We start from the raw sequence: 12,346 nt of genomic DNA, 5'->3' as shown, positions 1-12,346 counted from the left end.
GTCACGCCTTGAAACGTCGCGGGCAGGCAGCGCGTGCGGCCCGGCTTCGGCCGGGCCGCACTCCGTTACGCCCTCCGGCATCAGTACCGGAACCCCGCCACCAGCGCGTTCAGCTCGCTCGACATCCGTGCCAGTTCGCCGGTCGCCACCCGGGTCTCGTCGACGCCGAGACTCGTCGTCTCCGCGGCCTGGGCGACCAGCGTGATGTTCTGCGCGATCTCGTTCGTCCCGCTGGAGGCCTCGCTCACGCTGCGGTTCATCTCGGCCGTCGTCGCGGTCTGCTCCTCCACGGCGGACGCGATCGTCGTCTGGAAGTCGCTGATCCGGGCGATCACGGCGGAGATCTCCTCGATCGCGGCCACCGCGCCGGCGGTGTCGGCCTGGATGGCCTCCACCCGCCGCCCGATGTCCTCCGTGGCCCGCGCGGTCTCCTGCGCCAAGTCCTTGACCTCCGACGCCACCACCGCGAAACCCTTGCCCGCGTCGCCGGCCCGCGCCGCCTCGATGGTCGCGTTCAGTGCCAGCAGGTTCGTCTGCGCGGCGATCGCGGTGATCACCTTGATCACGCTCCCGATCTCCGCGGAGGACTCGCCGAGCTTGCTCATGGTCTCGGAGGTGAGCGCGGTGATGCTGACCGCCTCCGCGGCGACCCGGGCGGCCTCGGCCGCGTTCTGCGAGATCTCGCGGATGGAGGCGCCCATCTCCTCGCCGCCGGCGGAGACCGTCTCGACGCTGCGGGAGACCTCGTCGGCGGCGGCGGACACCGCGCGGGCCTGCGCGGACGTCTCGGCTGCGGAGTCGGCGATGTGCGAGGCGGTGCTGGTCATCTGGTCGGCGGCGCCGGACAGGGAGGTGGCGGAGCCGTCGATGGTGCGGACCGTACGCCGCAGATTCTCCACGGCGGTGTCGATCGCGGCGGCCATCCGGCCGGTCTCGTCGCGGGAGGTGACGCCGGTGGTGTGGGTGAGGTCGCCGGCGGCCATGGCCTCGGCGACGGCGCGCACGCCGTTGAGCGCGCGCACGATCCGGCGGGAGACGAGCAGGCCGAGGAGGAGCGCGAGCCCGGCACCGACGACAATGACGATGATCGAGGTGCGGCGGCCGGTCTCGTAGTCGGCGGCGGCGATCTCGGCCTTCGCGCGCGCGTCCGCGGTCTCGGCGGCGTCCAGCTCGGCGAGGTTCGCGTCGACCTCCTTCATCAGCGGGCCGACGTTCGAGTCGCGCACGGCGGCCCAGGTGGCCACGTCGCCGGCGACGGCGGCGGGCATCAGCTGGTTCGACGCGACGGCCAGGTACCGCTGCCAGGCCGCGTCCAGGTCGTCGATCGTGGCCGGGTCGCCGGCCGGGTGGCCGGCCCGGTAGGCGGCCATCGCGTCGGCGTACGCCTCGGCGTGCGCGGTGAACTCCGTCGCGTACCGCTCCCGGTCGGCGTCGGTCCGCGAGATCGCCTCGTTGGCGGCGGCGAGCCGGGCCTTGTAGATCTCGGTCTTGATCTCGCCGACCGCCTTGATGTTGGCCACGCTGCCGCGGTAGAGCAGGTTCGCGGACTCGGCGGCCTGGTGCAGCTTGAGCAGCCCGACGGCGCCGACCACGACGGCCACCACCACGGCCGTACAGACGGCGGTGAGGATCTTGGTGTTCAGGCTCAGATCGTCGAAGCGGTTGCGCCGGGGCGAATCCATTGTCGATGCCTCCAGGCATGCGAGAGAGTGCGGGGGGATGCCGAAAGGCACCATCGCCGCGCATCGGCCGGATTCAAGCCGAACCGGGCGAGAGCCCGCACACACCCGCTCAGCCGGTCTCGACGATCCGCCGCAGCGCCCGCAGCGCGTAGTGGGTGCGGGACTTGACGGTCCCGACCGGCACGTCCAGCGCCTCGGCCAGCTCCGGCCCGGTCAGCCCCTCGTGGTAGAGCGCGACCAGCACGGTCCGGTGCATGCGGCTCAGCTTCGGCAGCGCCCGCCGCACGGTCTGCGCCGCCACCACCGCCTCCGCGGCGTCGCGCTCGGACGGGATGCGCGCCAGGTCCATCGCCCCCGACTCCACCGGCCGGTTCCGCCGCACCCGCACCACGTCGATGGTCAGCCGCCGCGCCACGATGAACAGCCAGCGCCGCCGCGGCTCCCACTCGCCGGGCAGGTTGTCCACGTGCCGCCACGCGCGCAGCATCGTCTCCTGCACGAGGTCCTCGGCCAGCTGCCGGTCACCGTGCGTCAGCCGCAGCAGGAACCGCAGCAGCGCCTCCGCGTGCTCCGCGTACAGCCCCGCCACCAGCGCCCGCTTGCCGTCGTCCTCCGCCATCGCGCCCCTCCCCAAGGTCGGAGGCAGCCTAGGAAGCGCCCCATGACGAACTCTTGAAGATCGACTTCTGCCGCTTCCGGCGTGGTGCGGCCCGCGTGCTCCCGCGGGCGCTGTGTTTTCCCGGGGCCGAGCCCCGGACCCCGCGATCGATGTGCCCGCTCTCCGGTGTGGTCGCGGGCCCGCATGCTCCCGCGGGCGCTGTGTTTCCCCGGGACCGAGCCCCGGACCCCGCGATCGATGTGCCCGCTCTCCGGTGTGGTCGCGGGCCCGCATGCTCCCGCGGGCGCTGTGTTTCCCCGGGACCGAGCCCCGGACCCCACGATCGATCTGCCCGCTCCCGGCGTGGTGCGGCCCGCATGCTCCCGCGGGCCAACCTCGCGGCGGCTCCGCCGCCGCTCCGACGCCGCATCGGAGCCGGTTTCGCCGCTGGTCACCGAAGGGCCGCGAGTTTCGCGCGGCGCTGGTCGCGTAGCGCGATTACGTCACTACCAAGGGTGATAAAGGGTGGTTGAGCTGCTCGGATGGCGGGTACTCGCGTCGTCGCAGCGGCGTGGTTCCGCACGCCGCACCTACCGGGGGACATCACCATGCGCATCCTTTCCACGCTGTCCGCGGCGCTGCTGGCCGGCGCGATGCTGACCGTCGGCGCGCCCGCCGCCGCGTCCGCGCCGATCTGCGCCGAGGACGTGAAGTACCTGGTCCGCGCGCACCGCGGCAACCTGGCCGAGCAGGCGGCCGGCCGGGCCGCGCTCGCCGAGTCCGCGAACGAGACGGTTCGCCAGATCGCGACCACGCTGGTCGCGGACCACGGCCGGCTGGACGCGAAGATCGACCGGCTGGCCGAGCGTCACCGGGTCACGCTGCCGCGGAAGCCGAACCAGCAGCAGCGCGACGACCTGGCCGCCGTGGTGGCGAAGGACGGCGCCGAGTTCGACGCGGCCTGGCTGGCCATGCAGCAGAAGGCGCACGTCCACACGCTCGACTACATCGCGCGTGAGCTGGCCGGTGGCTGCGCCCCGGCCGTCCGCGCGACCGCGATGGCCGCCTCCGTCCCGGTCACCCACCACCTCGACCTGGTCCTCGCCGCGTTGAAGGACTGACCGCGGCCCGCGCCGGGCGGGCGGTCCGCCGGGAACCGACCGGCCCGGGCCCGCTCGGCGACGCCGGTCACCACGGCATGGCGCCGCACGGGGTGGTCACGGCCCGCCCGGCGCGCGCATCGACGCGGGTCCCGAACACGTAGACTCCCGGCGACGTGACACACCCGAGGTACGCGGACGCGATCGCCCGGCTGGCCGGCGCGCTGGCCGCGGGCCGCGGCGGCGTGCTCGCGGTCGTCGGCCCGCGCGGCTCCGGCCGGACCACGGTCGCCGAGGCGGCGATCGCGCTGGCCACCGCGCGCGGCCTTCCGGTGCGGCCCGAGCCCGGCCGTCCCGCGCTGATCGTCATCGACGACCCCGTACCGCCGGATCCGGCCGAGGTCCGGCGCCTCGCCGCCGCCGGCAACGCCGTGCTGGTCACCTCGGCCGAGCCGCTGGGCCTGGACCCGGAGCTGCGGCTCGGCGGGCTCACCGCACCGGAGCTGGCCGCGCTGCTCGGTCTCGCGCCGGACGCCGTACACGCGATCTGGCTCGCCTCCGGCGGCCTGCCCGGTCCCGCGCTGGCGCTGGCCGAGGGACTGCCGCCCGGCGCCGGCGCGGCCGAGGTGGTCGAGCGGGCGCTCGCCGTGCCGGCCCGCACCGCCTTCCTGGAACCGGACACCGGCCTGGTCCGGCTGCTGGAGGCGTACGCGGGGGACCGGCCGCCCGCGCTCTCCCGGCTGGCCCGCGAGCTGCTGGCCGACCCGACCGCGGGCGCCCGCCGCCGGGAGCTGGTCGATCGCGCGGTCGCCTCCGCCCGCGCCGCCGGTGACCCGGGCACGCTGGCCCGGGTGCTCGACGACGGCCTGCACGCGTGCTGGGACCCGGCCGCCGCCGTGGAACGGCTGACCGTCTCCGCCGAGATCATCGAGCTGGCCCGGCGGGCCGGCGACGCGCGGACCGAGCTGCGCGGGCTGCTCTGGCGGTTCACCGCCCAGGCCGAACTGGCCGATCTGGACGGGGCCGAGGTCACGCTGGGCGTGTATCGGCGGGCCGGCGAGTTGGCCGGCGACGCGGAGGCCGCGGTGGTGGTGACGGCCCGGCAGGCGATGCTGGCCACGATCCGCGGCCGGTTCGGCACGGCCGAGGCGCTGACCGCGCAGATTGCCGAGCGGGGCCGGCGGGCGGGCCTGGCCGACACCGACCGGCTGGTCGCGTCGCTGACCGGGCACCTGGCGCTGCTGCGCGGCACCCGCCACGACGGCCCGGAGCGGCTGCACCGCCTGGCCCGGCGCCTGCCCGGGCACTTCTTCGAGGCCACCGCCGCGCTCACGCTCGCCGCCGCCGGCCGCACGGACGAGGCCGCGCTCGACCTGGCCCGGCTGCTGCCCCCGGTGCTGGCCGGCACCGGCCCGCGCTGGCTGGGCGCGGTCGCCGACCTCGCCATGGTCGCGCACCTGGTCGGCGACCGGGCGGCCGCGGAGAGGCTCTACGCCGTGCTGCTCCCGTTCGCCGGCCGCCTGGTCGTCTGGGGCGGCGGCAACACGATCACCGGCCCGGTCGACGACCTGCTCGGCCGTCTCTCCGGCGACGCCCACCATCTCGACGCCGCCATCACCCTGGAGCGACGCCTCGGCACCCTGCCCTGGCTGGTCTCCACCCTCCGCGCCCGCGGCACCTCCGCCGACCTCGCCGAAGCCACCCAGCTCGCGACCCGCCTCGGCCTACCCGCCCCGGCGGACAACCCCCGCCCCCGCGGCGCCCGGCCGGGACACCCCGGCGACGGCCGGCCACTCGCGCGCGACGGCGACGTCTGGGGGCTTCTGCGGGACGGGGACGGGTGGTGGCTGGGCGCGGGCGGGGAGACGGCGCGGCTGCGGGATGGGCGGGGGGTGCGGTTTCTGCGGGCGCTGCTCGCCGCGCCGGGGCGGGAGATAGCGGCGCTGGATCTGGTGGCGGGCGGGGCCGGGCTGGTGGTGCCGGTCGCCGAGCCGGTGCTGGACGGGGCGGCGCGGACGGCGTACCGGCGACGGCTTGTGGATCTTGATGCGGAGGTCGAGGCGGCCGATCGGGCCGGTGACGTGGATGGCTCGGCGCGCGCCCAGGCCGAGCGGGCCGCGCTGATCGGCGAGCTGCGGCGGGCGACCGGGCTGGGCGGGCGGCCGCGGCGTGCCGGGGACGAGGCCGAGCGGGCCCGGGTCAACGCGACCCGGGCCGTGCGCGCGGCGATCGACCGGGTCGCGGCGACCGCACCGCTCGCGGCGGCGCACCTGGCGGCGTCCGTGCGGACCGGCCACCGGCTGCGCTATCAGCCCGCGGCGGGCGGGCCGGCGGGCTGGCGGCTGGACTGAGCGGCGATCAGCCGCGCCACCGCGCGCGGATCGGCCAGGTGCGGGAAGTGGCCGCCGCCCGGGATCACGGCCACGGACGCGTCCGGCACCAGTGAGGTCAGCCAGCGGCGGTACGCGGCCGGTGGCTCGGTCGACGCCACGTGCGTGTACGGCAGCCCGCGCGCGGCGATGGCCGACAGCTCCGCCGCGCGCCGCCGGGCGATCTCCTCGTCGTCGTGCTCCAGGATCTCGGCCCAGTAGCCGAGCAGCAGTGCCGCGCTCGGCCGGCCCACGGTCAGCGGGCGCACCCCGGCCGGCAGCAGCTCCGCGTGCATGCCCGCGACCAGCCCGTCCCAGACCGTGCGCCAGTCCGGGCCGCGCAGCACCGGCTCGGCCCGGCGGACCAGCGCGCCGAACCCGCCGAGCAGCAGCGGCTGGTCGACGTCGATCACGCCGCGCGCCGGATACCGGGCCGCGTAGACCGTGGCCAGCACGCCGCCGAGCGAGTGACCGGCCACGATCGGCGCGTCCAGCCCGGCCGCGACGACCCGCTCGTGCACCCAGGCCGCGACGTCATCGGTGCGGTGCGCATCCAGCGGGGGAGTGGCGCCGTGGCCGGGCAGGTCGAGCGCGAGCACGGGGTGGCCGGGCAGTTCCCGCCGTACCGCGTCCCACTGGCGGTGGTCGAACGTGAGGCCGTGCAGCAGCAGAATCGGTGTCATGCCCGGAAAGGCGTAACCCGGCACCGTACGAAACGTTCGTCGCCCGGATCACGCGGTCCGGACGATCACCGCGTACGGGCCGCAGCCGATCAGCCGCCCGCCGTCGATCGTCGCGTCCTTGGTGCGCAGCTCCGTGACCCGCCCGGTCGCCGCGTCGAACGCCAGGTCGCTCACCCGGCCGATCTCGTCGCCGCCGTCCGTGAGCACGCGCTTCTTCAGCAACTCGTGGTCGCCGCCGAGCAGCCCGGCGGCGCGTCCCTCGGCCGGGCGGACCGCGTCCGCGGACGCGACCGTGATCGCGTCCCCGATGCCGGCCACGTCCGGCCAGTGCACCACCCGGCCCTTGCCCGCGGTGAACGCCACGACCGTGCCGGCGCGCGGGTCGACGACGACGCCGTCGACCTTCGCGACCGTGGTGGCGCTGCCGGTGTCCACGACCCGGTGGCGTTTGATCTCGGACCAGGTGGTCATCGGCTCTCCCCGGTGCGGGCGCGGTACGACGAGATGGTGGCGCCGAGCGCGGCGAGGTCCTCGGTCGCGTGCTGGGCGACGGTGGCGGCCACCACGACCGCCTCGCCGGACACGGACATCGCCTCCGGCAGCGGGATCAGCACGGTACGCCCGGCCGGCGGCAGCGCCTCGCCGGTGCGGATCTGGTAGCCGGCCACCTGCGGCGCGACGCCCAGCTCGACGACCACGTCGGTGACCGTGCCGAGCGCGGTCCCGGCGTCGGTGAGCACCGCGTCGCCCAGCACGTCGCGGTTCCGCAGGTCGGCGCGGCTGACCAGTTCGTCCCGGGTCGGCAGCTCGCCGTCGGAGACGATGATGGCGTCGCGGCCGGCGCCGTGCACCCGGTCCCACGGCAGCGCGCGGTCGAGCGGGCCGGCGAACCGGCCGCGCCCGGCCAGCGTGAAGCCGATCAGGTGACCGCCGGGGGCGGCGAACACGACGTCCTTGATCTGGGCGATGTCGTCACCGGCCAGCGTCACCACCGGACGGCCGATCAGCTCGGTCGCCCGTACCAGTGTGATCATGAACGGTCCGTTCCACGCCGGGTGTCGACGGCCACGACGCCGCCCCGCCGCCGTCGTGACTGGATCGCCAGCACCGTGCCGACCACCAAGGCGATCACCACCACCGCGATGATCAGCCAGACCCACCACTCCATCGCACGCACCTCCGTGGGAATCCGGCGCGCCGATCCGGCCGGTCACCCAGAGTGCTACCCCCGGTGGCGGCCCGCTAATCAGCGCGAATTGACGTGAGTCGGTCTCACGTCGACGGGGTAACCGGACACCATGGAACAAAGCGAGCGGGGACGATTCCTCGGCCAGCCGGCGGCGCTGGCCAACCTCTTCGGCGTCGAGCTCTGGGAGCGGTTCTCGTTCTACGGCATGCAGGGAATCCTGCTGATCTACCTGTACTATTCGGCGGCCGAGGGCGGGCTCGGCATCGACCAGGACACCGCGGCCGGCATCGTCGGTGCGTACGGCGGCTCGGTCTATCTCTCCACGATCCTCGGCGCGTGGCTGGCCGACCGGGTGCTCGGCGCGGAGCGGACGCTGTTCGCCAGCGCGGTCGTGGTGATGGCCGGGCACCTGGCGCTGGCGCTGCTGCCCGGCCTGGCCGGCGTGGCGGCCGGCCTGATCCTGGTCGCGATCGGCAGCGGCGGGGTCAAGGCCACCGCGACCTCGCTGGTCGGCTCGCTCTACGCGGCGGGCGACGACCGCCGCGACGCCGGGTTCTCCCTGTTCTACCTCGGTATCAACGTGGGCGCGCTGGCCGGCCCGCTCGCCACCGGCCTGCTCCAGCAGCGGGCCGGCTTCCACTGGGGCTTCGGCCTGGCCGCGGTCGGCATGGCGGCCGGCCTGATCCAGTACTCGTTCGGCCGCCGCCGGCTGACCGGCGCCGCCCGCGAGGTGCCGAACCCGCTCCCGGCCGCCCGCCGCCCGCTGGTGATCGTGGCCGGCGTCGTGGTCGCCGCGGTGGTCGCGGCCGTGATCGTGTTCCTCACCGATCGGCTCTCCGACGTGGTGGTCGCGGCCAGCGCGATCGCGGCCGTCGCCTACTTCGCGGTGATCCTCACGGCGCGCGCGGTCACCCCGGTCGAGCGCCGCCGCGTGCTCGCGTTCATCCCGCTGTTCATCGCCAGCGCCGCGTTCTGGTCGCTCTACCAGCAGCAGTTCACGGTGGTGACGATCTACGCGGACGAGCGCCTGAACCGGAACCTGTTCGGCTGGGAGATGCCCGTCTCCTGGGTCCAGTCGATCAACCCGGTCTTCATCATCCTGCTCTCCGGCGTGTTCGCGCTGCTGTGGAACCGCCTCGGCGACCGCCAGCCGAGCACGCCGATCAAGTTCGCGGCCGGTACCGCGATCATGGGCGTGGCGTTCCTGCTGTTCCTGCCGCTGGCCGGCGGCGGCCCGAACAGCGCGCCGCTGCTCGCGCTGGCCGGCATCCTGTTCGTGTTCACGATCGCGGAACTGCTGCTCTCCCCGGTCGGCCTGTCCGTCGCCACGAAGCTGGCGCCGCACGCGTTCCACACCCAGATGGTGGCGCTGTTCTTCCTCTCCGTGGCGCTCGGCACCGCGATGTCCGGCACGCTGGCCGGCTTCTACGACCCGTCCCGGGAGACCGGCTACTTCGGCGTGCTCGGCGCGGTCGCGGTGGTGCTCGGCGCGGCGCTCGCCCTGATCGCGGTGCCGCTGCGCCGCCTGATGAGCGGTGTCCGCTGACCGCACGCCACGCCCACCCGCGCGGGAGATCGGCCGCCGCCCACGACCCGGCGCGCTACCGTCGGCCGGAGGCGGCTCGACCTGCACCGGTGCGGGGCCGCGGCCACCGTCCCGCGGAGAACCACACGCCATGCACCGTTCCGACATCCCGGTGGACTACCTGCACGTCGACGTGCTGACCGTCGCGCGGCGCGAGGGCCGGCTCGTGCGCCTGGCCGTCACGGGCGAGCTCGACCGCGACTCGGTGTCGCTGCTGGAGGCCGCGTTCGCCCGGGTGTGCACGCCACCGGCCGGCGAGGTGATCGAGATCGACGCGCGCGGCCTCACGTTCCTGGACGCGGCGGGCGCGCGCGGCCTGGTGCGCTGCCACGAGGCGGCCCGGGACGCGGGCATCCGGATGGTGCTGCGCGATCCCTCCCCGTGGGTGCTGCGCGTGCTGACCGTGCTCGGCGTCGCCGCGATCCACCAGGCGTCCCACGCCTGACCACGCCGAGATCACCGGAACGGGTGTGAAGCCCACGGGACGGGGAAGCCGCCGGTGCGACCAGGCACCCGGCGGGAGGAAGAGGCACGATGGCGACGAGCGGTGACGAGACGACGGCCGTGCGCGGCACGTTCGGCTTCAACGCACCCGCGGAGGTGGTGTTCGGCGTGCTCACCGACCCGGACCGGGCAACGCGGTGGCTGCCGGTGGGCGTGACGGCCGAGCCCGCGCCCGGCGGACGGCTGCTGGTGCGCGGCGGCGGCCACCGGGCCGAGTACGACGTCGACATCGACCCCGACCGGCTGGAGGTGCGCTGGCGGCCCGCGACGGGCACCGGGCCGCACGGCTCCGCGCGGGTCGGCGACGCGCCGGCCGGCGGCAGCGAGGTGAGCGCCGAGGTGCGCGCGCCGCTGGACGAGGACCGGCTGCGCCGGCTGCTCGGCGAGACCGTCACCCACCTGCGGCGCGACGTCGAGGACAACTTCAACGCGGGTTGATCCGCCCATCTCCGGCCGTTTGCCGCCCGCGGATGCGGGAAGCCAGTGCGCCGGCCGCTGGGGAGATCACTATGAACTTGGACAGCCCTCATCCGATCGAGATCGCCGGGTTGATGCGCGAACTGGCCGCGCGACTGCTCGACACACCGGACGTGGGGCACGCGGTGCACGACATCGTCACCACCGTGCACGACACGCTCTCGGTCCCGTGCGGCGTCTCGCTGTGGGGAGTCAGCCATCCGGCGGGCCTGGCCGCCCGGCCGTCCGCGCTGGTGGCGCTGAACCGGGCGGAGCTGCGCGCCGGCGACGGGCCCGGCCTGGTGGCGATCCGGCTCCGCGAGCCGGTGGCCTGCTTCGACGTGGCCGCGGACCGGCGCTGGCCGGACTGGCGGCGCGAGGCGCTGCGCCACGGCGTCCGCAGCGCGCTGATCTCCCCGATCGACGTCGGCCGCGACACCGTGGCCACGCTCAGCCTGTACGCGACGGAGGCGGGCGGCGTCGACACCACGGCGGAGGTCCTCGCCCGCGTGCTGGCCGAGCACTCCGGCCTGCTGCTGGCCCACCTGCTCCGGCAGCGCGACGGCGCCGCGATCGGCGACCCGCCGGTGCTGCACCGCGCCTCCGGCGTGATCATGGCCCAGTGGGGCTGCGCCGAGGTCGAGGCCCGCTCGATCCTCGAGGCCGCCTCGGCCGCGCTCGCCATCCCGCTCGCCGAACTGGCCGAGCGCCTGGTGACCGCCGCGGACCGGTGACCGGATTATCGGGGGTTTGGTCCCTTGTAGCGCATGGAATACGTCCTCATCCGGAACCGCCCGCGGTCACGCAGGGGACGCGTCGTGACCGCGGATCGCCGGCGTGGTGCGCCGCCCGTCCCAGAACCGCGGCGCCCGCACCGGCGGGTCTCCGGCGCGACGGACGCTGACGGCCGTCGCGCCCGCCGCATCCCGCGGGGCGGGGCCTTCCGAGCAGGCCCCGCCCCGAGCGTCATTCTGGTCGATCTCCACGGCCCGCGCCGCCGAACGCCGCGGGTCGCTCAGCGCCGGATCGGCGGCGGTGGCAGCGGCGCCCGCAGCACGTGCGCCACCGCGACCGCCACGTCGTCCCGCCCGTGCGCGGCGACCACCTGCAGCCCGGCCGGCAGCCCACGGACCAGCGCGGCCGGCACGCTCACCGCCGGGTTTCCGGTCACGTTGAGATGCCAGCACGGGTCGCCGACGAAGTCGCCGGGCGGCGGCCCCGCGAACCCGTGCGCGACCGTCAGCGTGGTCGGGGTGACGAGCGCGTCCACGGCCGCGAAGAGATCCGCGAGCGCGGTCGCGTTGTGCCGGCGGATTCCGGCCGCGGGCCCCGGGGCCCCGGCCGCGTACAGCGCCTCCCAGGCGTCCGCGACCGGCCGCAGCTCCAGCGGCACGTCCACCACCTCGACGCCGCACGCCGCCACCCGCGCCCGGACCGCCGCGTCGATCTCCGGCGCCGCGTGCACACCGCCGAGCCCGGGCCGGTAGGCGATGCGCCACGGCCCGTCCCGCGGCACCGGAACCGGCCAGGCGGGCAGCGCGGCGGGGTCACGCCGATGCGGGCCGGAGACGATCGCGGTCGCGGTCACCACGTCGGACAGGTCGGCGCCGATGATGCCCGGGGTGAGCAGGCCGTTGTGGTCCGGCCGGAACCGCGGCACCCGCCCGGCCGTGCCCTTGAACCCGGCCACGCCGCAGAACGCGGCCGGGATGCGCAGCGAGCCGCCGCTGTCGCCGCCGGTCGCGATCGGCACCACGCCCGCGGCCACGGCCGCCGCCGCGCCGGCCGACGACCCACCGGAGGAGCGGGCCGGGTCCCACGGGTTCCGGGTGTAGTCGGTGCCGTTCCACCCGTGCGTCCGCGCCGCGGACCCGGGGCGCGACCGGGTGGACGTGCCGATCGGGATCGCACCGGCCGCGACCAGCCGCGTCACGATCGGCGCGTCCCGGGGCGTACCCGACTTGATCAGGAACGGGACGCCGGCCAGCGGGCCGGCCGGTGGCCTCCGGGCGGCGGCGCGGGCGCCGGCCGCGTCGAGCGACGCGAGGAAGTGCAACTCCGGATCCAGCCGCGCCGCGGCCTCCAGCGCCTCCTCGACGACCTCCGATGCGGTACGGATACCCGCCCGGACCTGCGCCGCGAGGCGCACGGCCGGTCCGTCCACGCCGACCTCCCCCCGG

General features: G+C 75.7%; 13 protein-coding genes. 6 read left to right on the top strand and 7 right to left on the bottom strand.

Annotation, left to right across the window (positions count from 1 at the left end; all coding sequences use genetic code 11):
* Positions 1–80 precede the first annotated feature (80 nt).
* Positions 81–1,682: a methyl-accepting chemotaxis protein gene (locus J2S41_RS16215; RefSeq protein ID WP_310368597.1), complete on the bottom strand. Its 1,602-nt coding sequence runs from the start codon at positions 1,680–1,682 to the stop codon at positions 81–83.
* Between the two features lie 109 nt (positions 1,683–1,791).
* The gene (locus J2S41_RS16210) at positions 1,792–2,301 is read right to left on the bottom strand and encodes a sigma-70 family RNA polymerase sigma factor (RefSeq protein WP_310368595.1); all 510 of its coding nucleotides are present in this window, start codon (positions 2,299–2,301) and stop codon (positions 1,792–1,794) included.
* Between the two features lie 587 nt (positions 2,302–2,888).
* Between J2S41_RS16210 and J2S41_RS16205 the strand changes: the two genes are divergently transcribed.
* Together J2S41_RS16205 and J2S41_RS16200 are read left to right on the top strand one after the other, a co-directional pair.
* Positions 2,889–3,401, top strand: a complete 513-nt coding sequence (locus J2S41_RS16205; protein WP_310368593.1) for a DUF4142 domain-containing protein — start codon at positions 2,889–2,891, stop codon at positions 3,399–3,401.
* Positions 3,402–3,556: 155 nt separating this feature from the next.
* Entirely contained in the window at positions 3,557–5,731 is a 2,175-nt protein-coding gene (locus J2S41_RS16200) for a hypothetical protein (RefSeq protein ID WP_310368591.1), read from the top strand.
* Here the strand turns inward: J2S41_RS16200 and J2S41_RS16195 are convergent.
* The 4 genes from J2S41_RS16195 to J2S41_RS16180 are packed head-to-tail and all read right to left on the bottom strand — an operon-like array spanning position 5,689 to position 7,600.
* The gene (locus tag J2S41_RS16195; protein WP_310368589.1) at positions 5,689–6,432 is read right to left on the bottom strand and encodes an alpha/beta fold hydrolase; all 744 of its coding nucleotides are present in this window, start codon (positions 6,430–6,432) and stop codon (positions 5,689–5,691) included. The two genes, J2S41_RS16200 and J2S41_RS16195, sit on opposite strands and share 43 nt — an antisense overlap.
* A gap of 48 nt (positions 6,433–6,480) precedes the next feature.
* On the bottom strand, positions 6,481–6,903 hold the full coding sequence (locus J2S41_RS16190; protein ID WP_310368587.1) for a PRC-barrel domain-containing protein: 423 nt from the start codon (positions 6,901–6,903) through the stop codon (positions 6,481–6,483).
* Positions 6,900–7,466, bottom strand: a complete 567-nt coding sequence (locus J2S41_RS16185) for a PRC-barrel domain-containing protein (RefSeq protein ID WP_310368586.1) — start codon at positions 7,464–7,466, stop codon at positions 6,900–6,902. Before J2S41_RS16185 ends, J2S41_RS16190 begins: the two co-directional genes overlap by 4 nt.
* Positions 7,463–7,600: a hypothetical protein gene (locus J2S41_RS16180; protein ID WP_310368585.1), complete on the bottom strand. Its 138-nt coding sequence runs from the start codon at positions 7,598–7,600 to the stop codon at positions 7,463–7,465. Before J2S41_RS16180 ends, J2S41_RS16185 begins: the two co-directional genes overlap by 4 nt.
* A 130-nt stretch (positions 7,601–7,730) precedes the next feature.
* Here J2S41_RS16180 and J2S41_RS16175 point away from each other — a divergent pair, with 130 nt between their 5' ends.
* From J2S41_RS16175 to J2S41_RS16160, 4 genes are all read left to right on the top strand, one after another.
* Complete coding sequence (locus J2S41_RS16175) at positions 7,731–9,167, top strand: peptide MFS transporter (protein ID WP_310368583.1); 1,437 nt, start codon at positions 7,731–7,733, stop codon at positions 9,165–9,167.
* Between the two features lie 130 nt (positions 9,168–9,297).
* On the top strand, positions 9,298–9,651 hold the full coding sequence (locus J2S41_RS16170; protein ID WP_310368581.1) for an STAS domain-containing protein: 354 nt from the start codon (positions 9,298–9,300) through the stop codon (positions 9,649–9,651).
* A gap of 89 nt (positions 9,652–9,740) precedes the next feature.
* Entirely contained in the window at positions 9,741–10,148 is a 408-nt protein-coding gene (locus J2S41_RS16165) for an SRPBCC family protein (protein ID WP_310368579.1), read from the top strand.
* A 71-nt stretch (positions 10,149–10,219) separates the two neighbouring features.
* Entirely contained in the window at positions 10,220–10,900 is a 681-nt protein-coding gene (locus J2S41_RS16160) for a GAF domain-containing protein (protein WP_310368577.1), read from the top strand.
* Positions 10,901–11,181: 281 nt separating this feature from the next.
* On the opposite strand, the gene J2S41_RS16155 is transcribed toward J2S41_RS16160, so the two are convergent.
* A complete protein-coding gene (locus J2S41_RS16155; protein ID WP_310368575.1) occupies positions 11,182–12,330 on the bottom strand; it encodes an amidase family protein in 1,149 nt (382 codons plus the stop codon).
* Positions 12,331–12,346 lie beyond the last annotated feature (16 nt).

This window comes from Catenuloplanes atrovinosus, assembly GCF_031458235.1.
GTDB lineage: Bacteria > Actinomycetota > Actinomycetes > Mycobacteriales > Micromonosporaceae > Catenuloplanes > Catenuloplanes atrovinosus.
The sequence above is the reverse complement of the archived record's forward strand: the minus strand, read 5'-3'. Positions and strand labels throughout refer to the sequence as shown.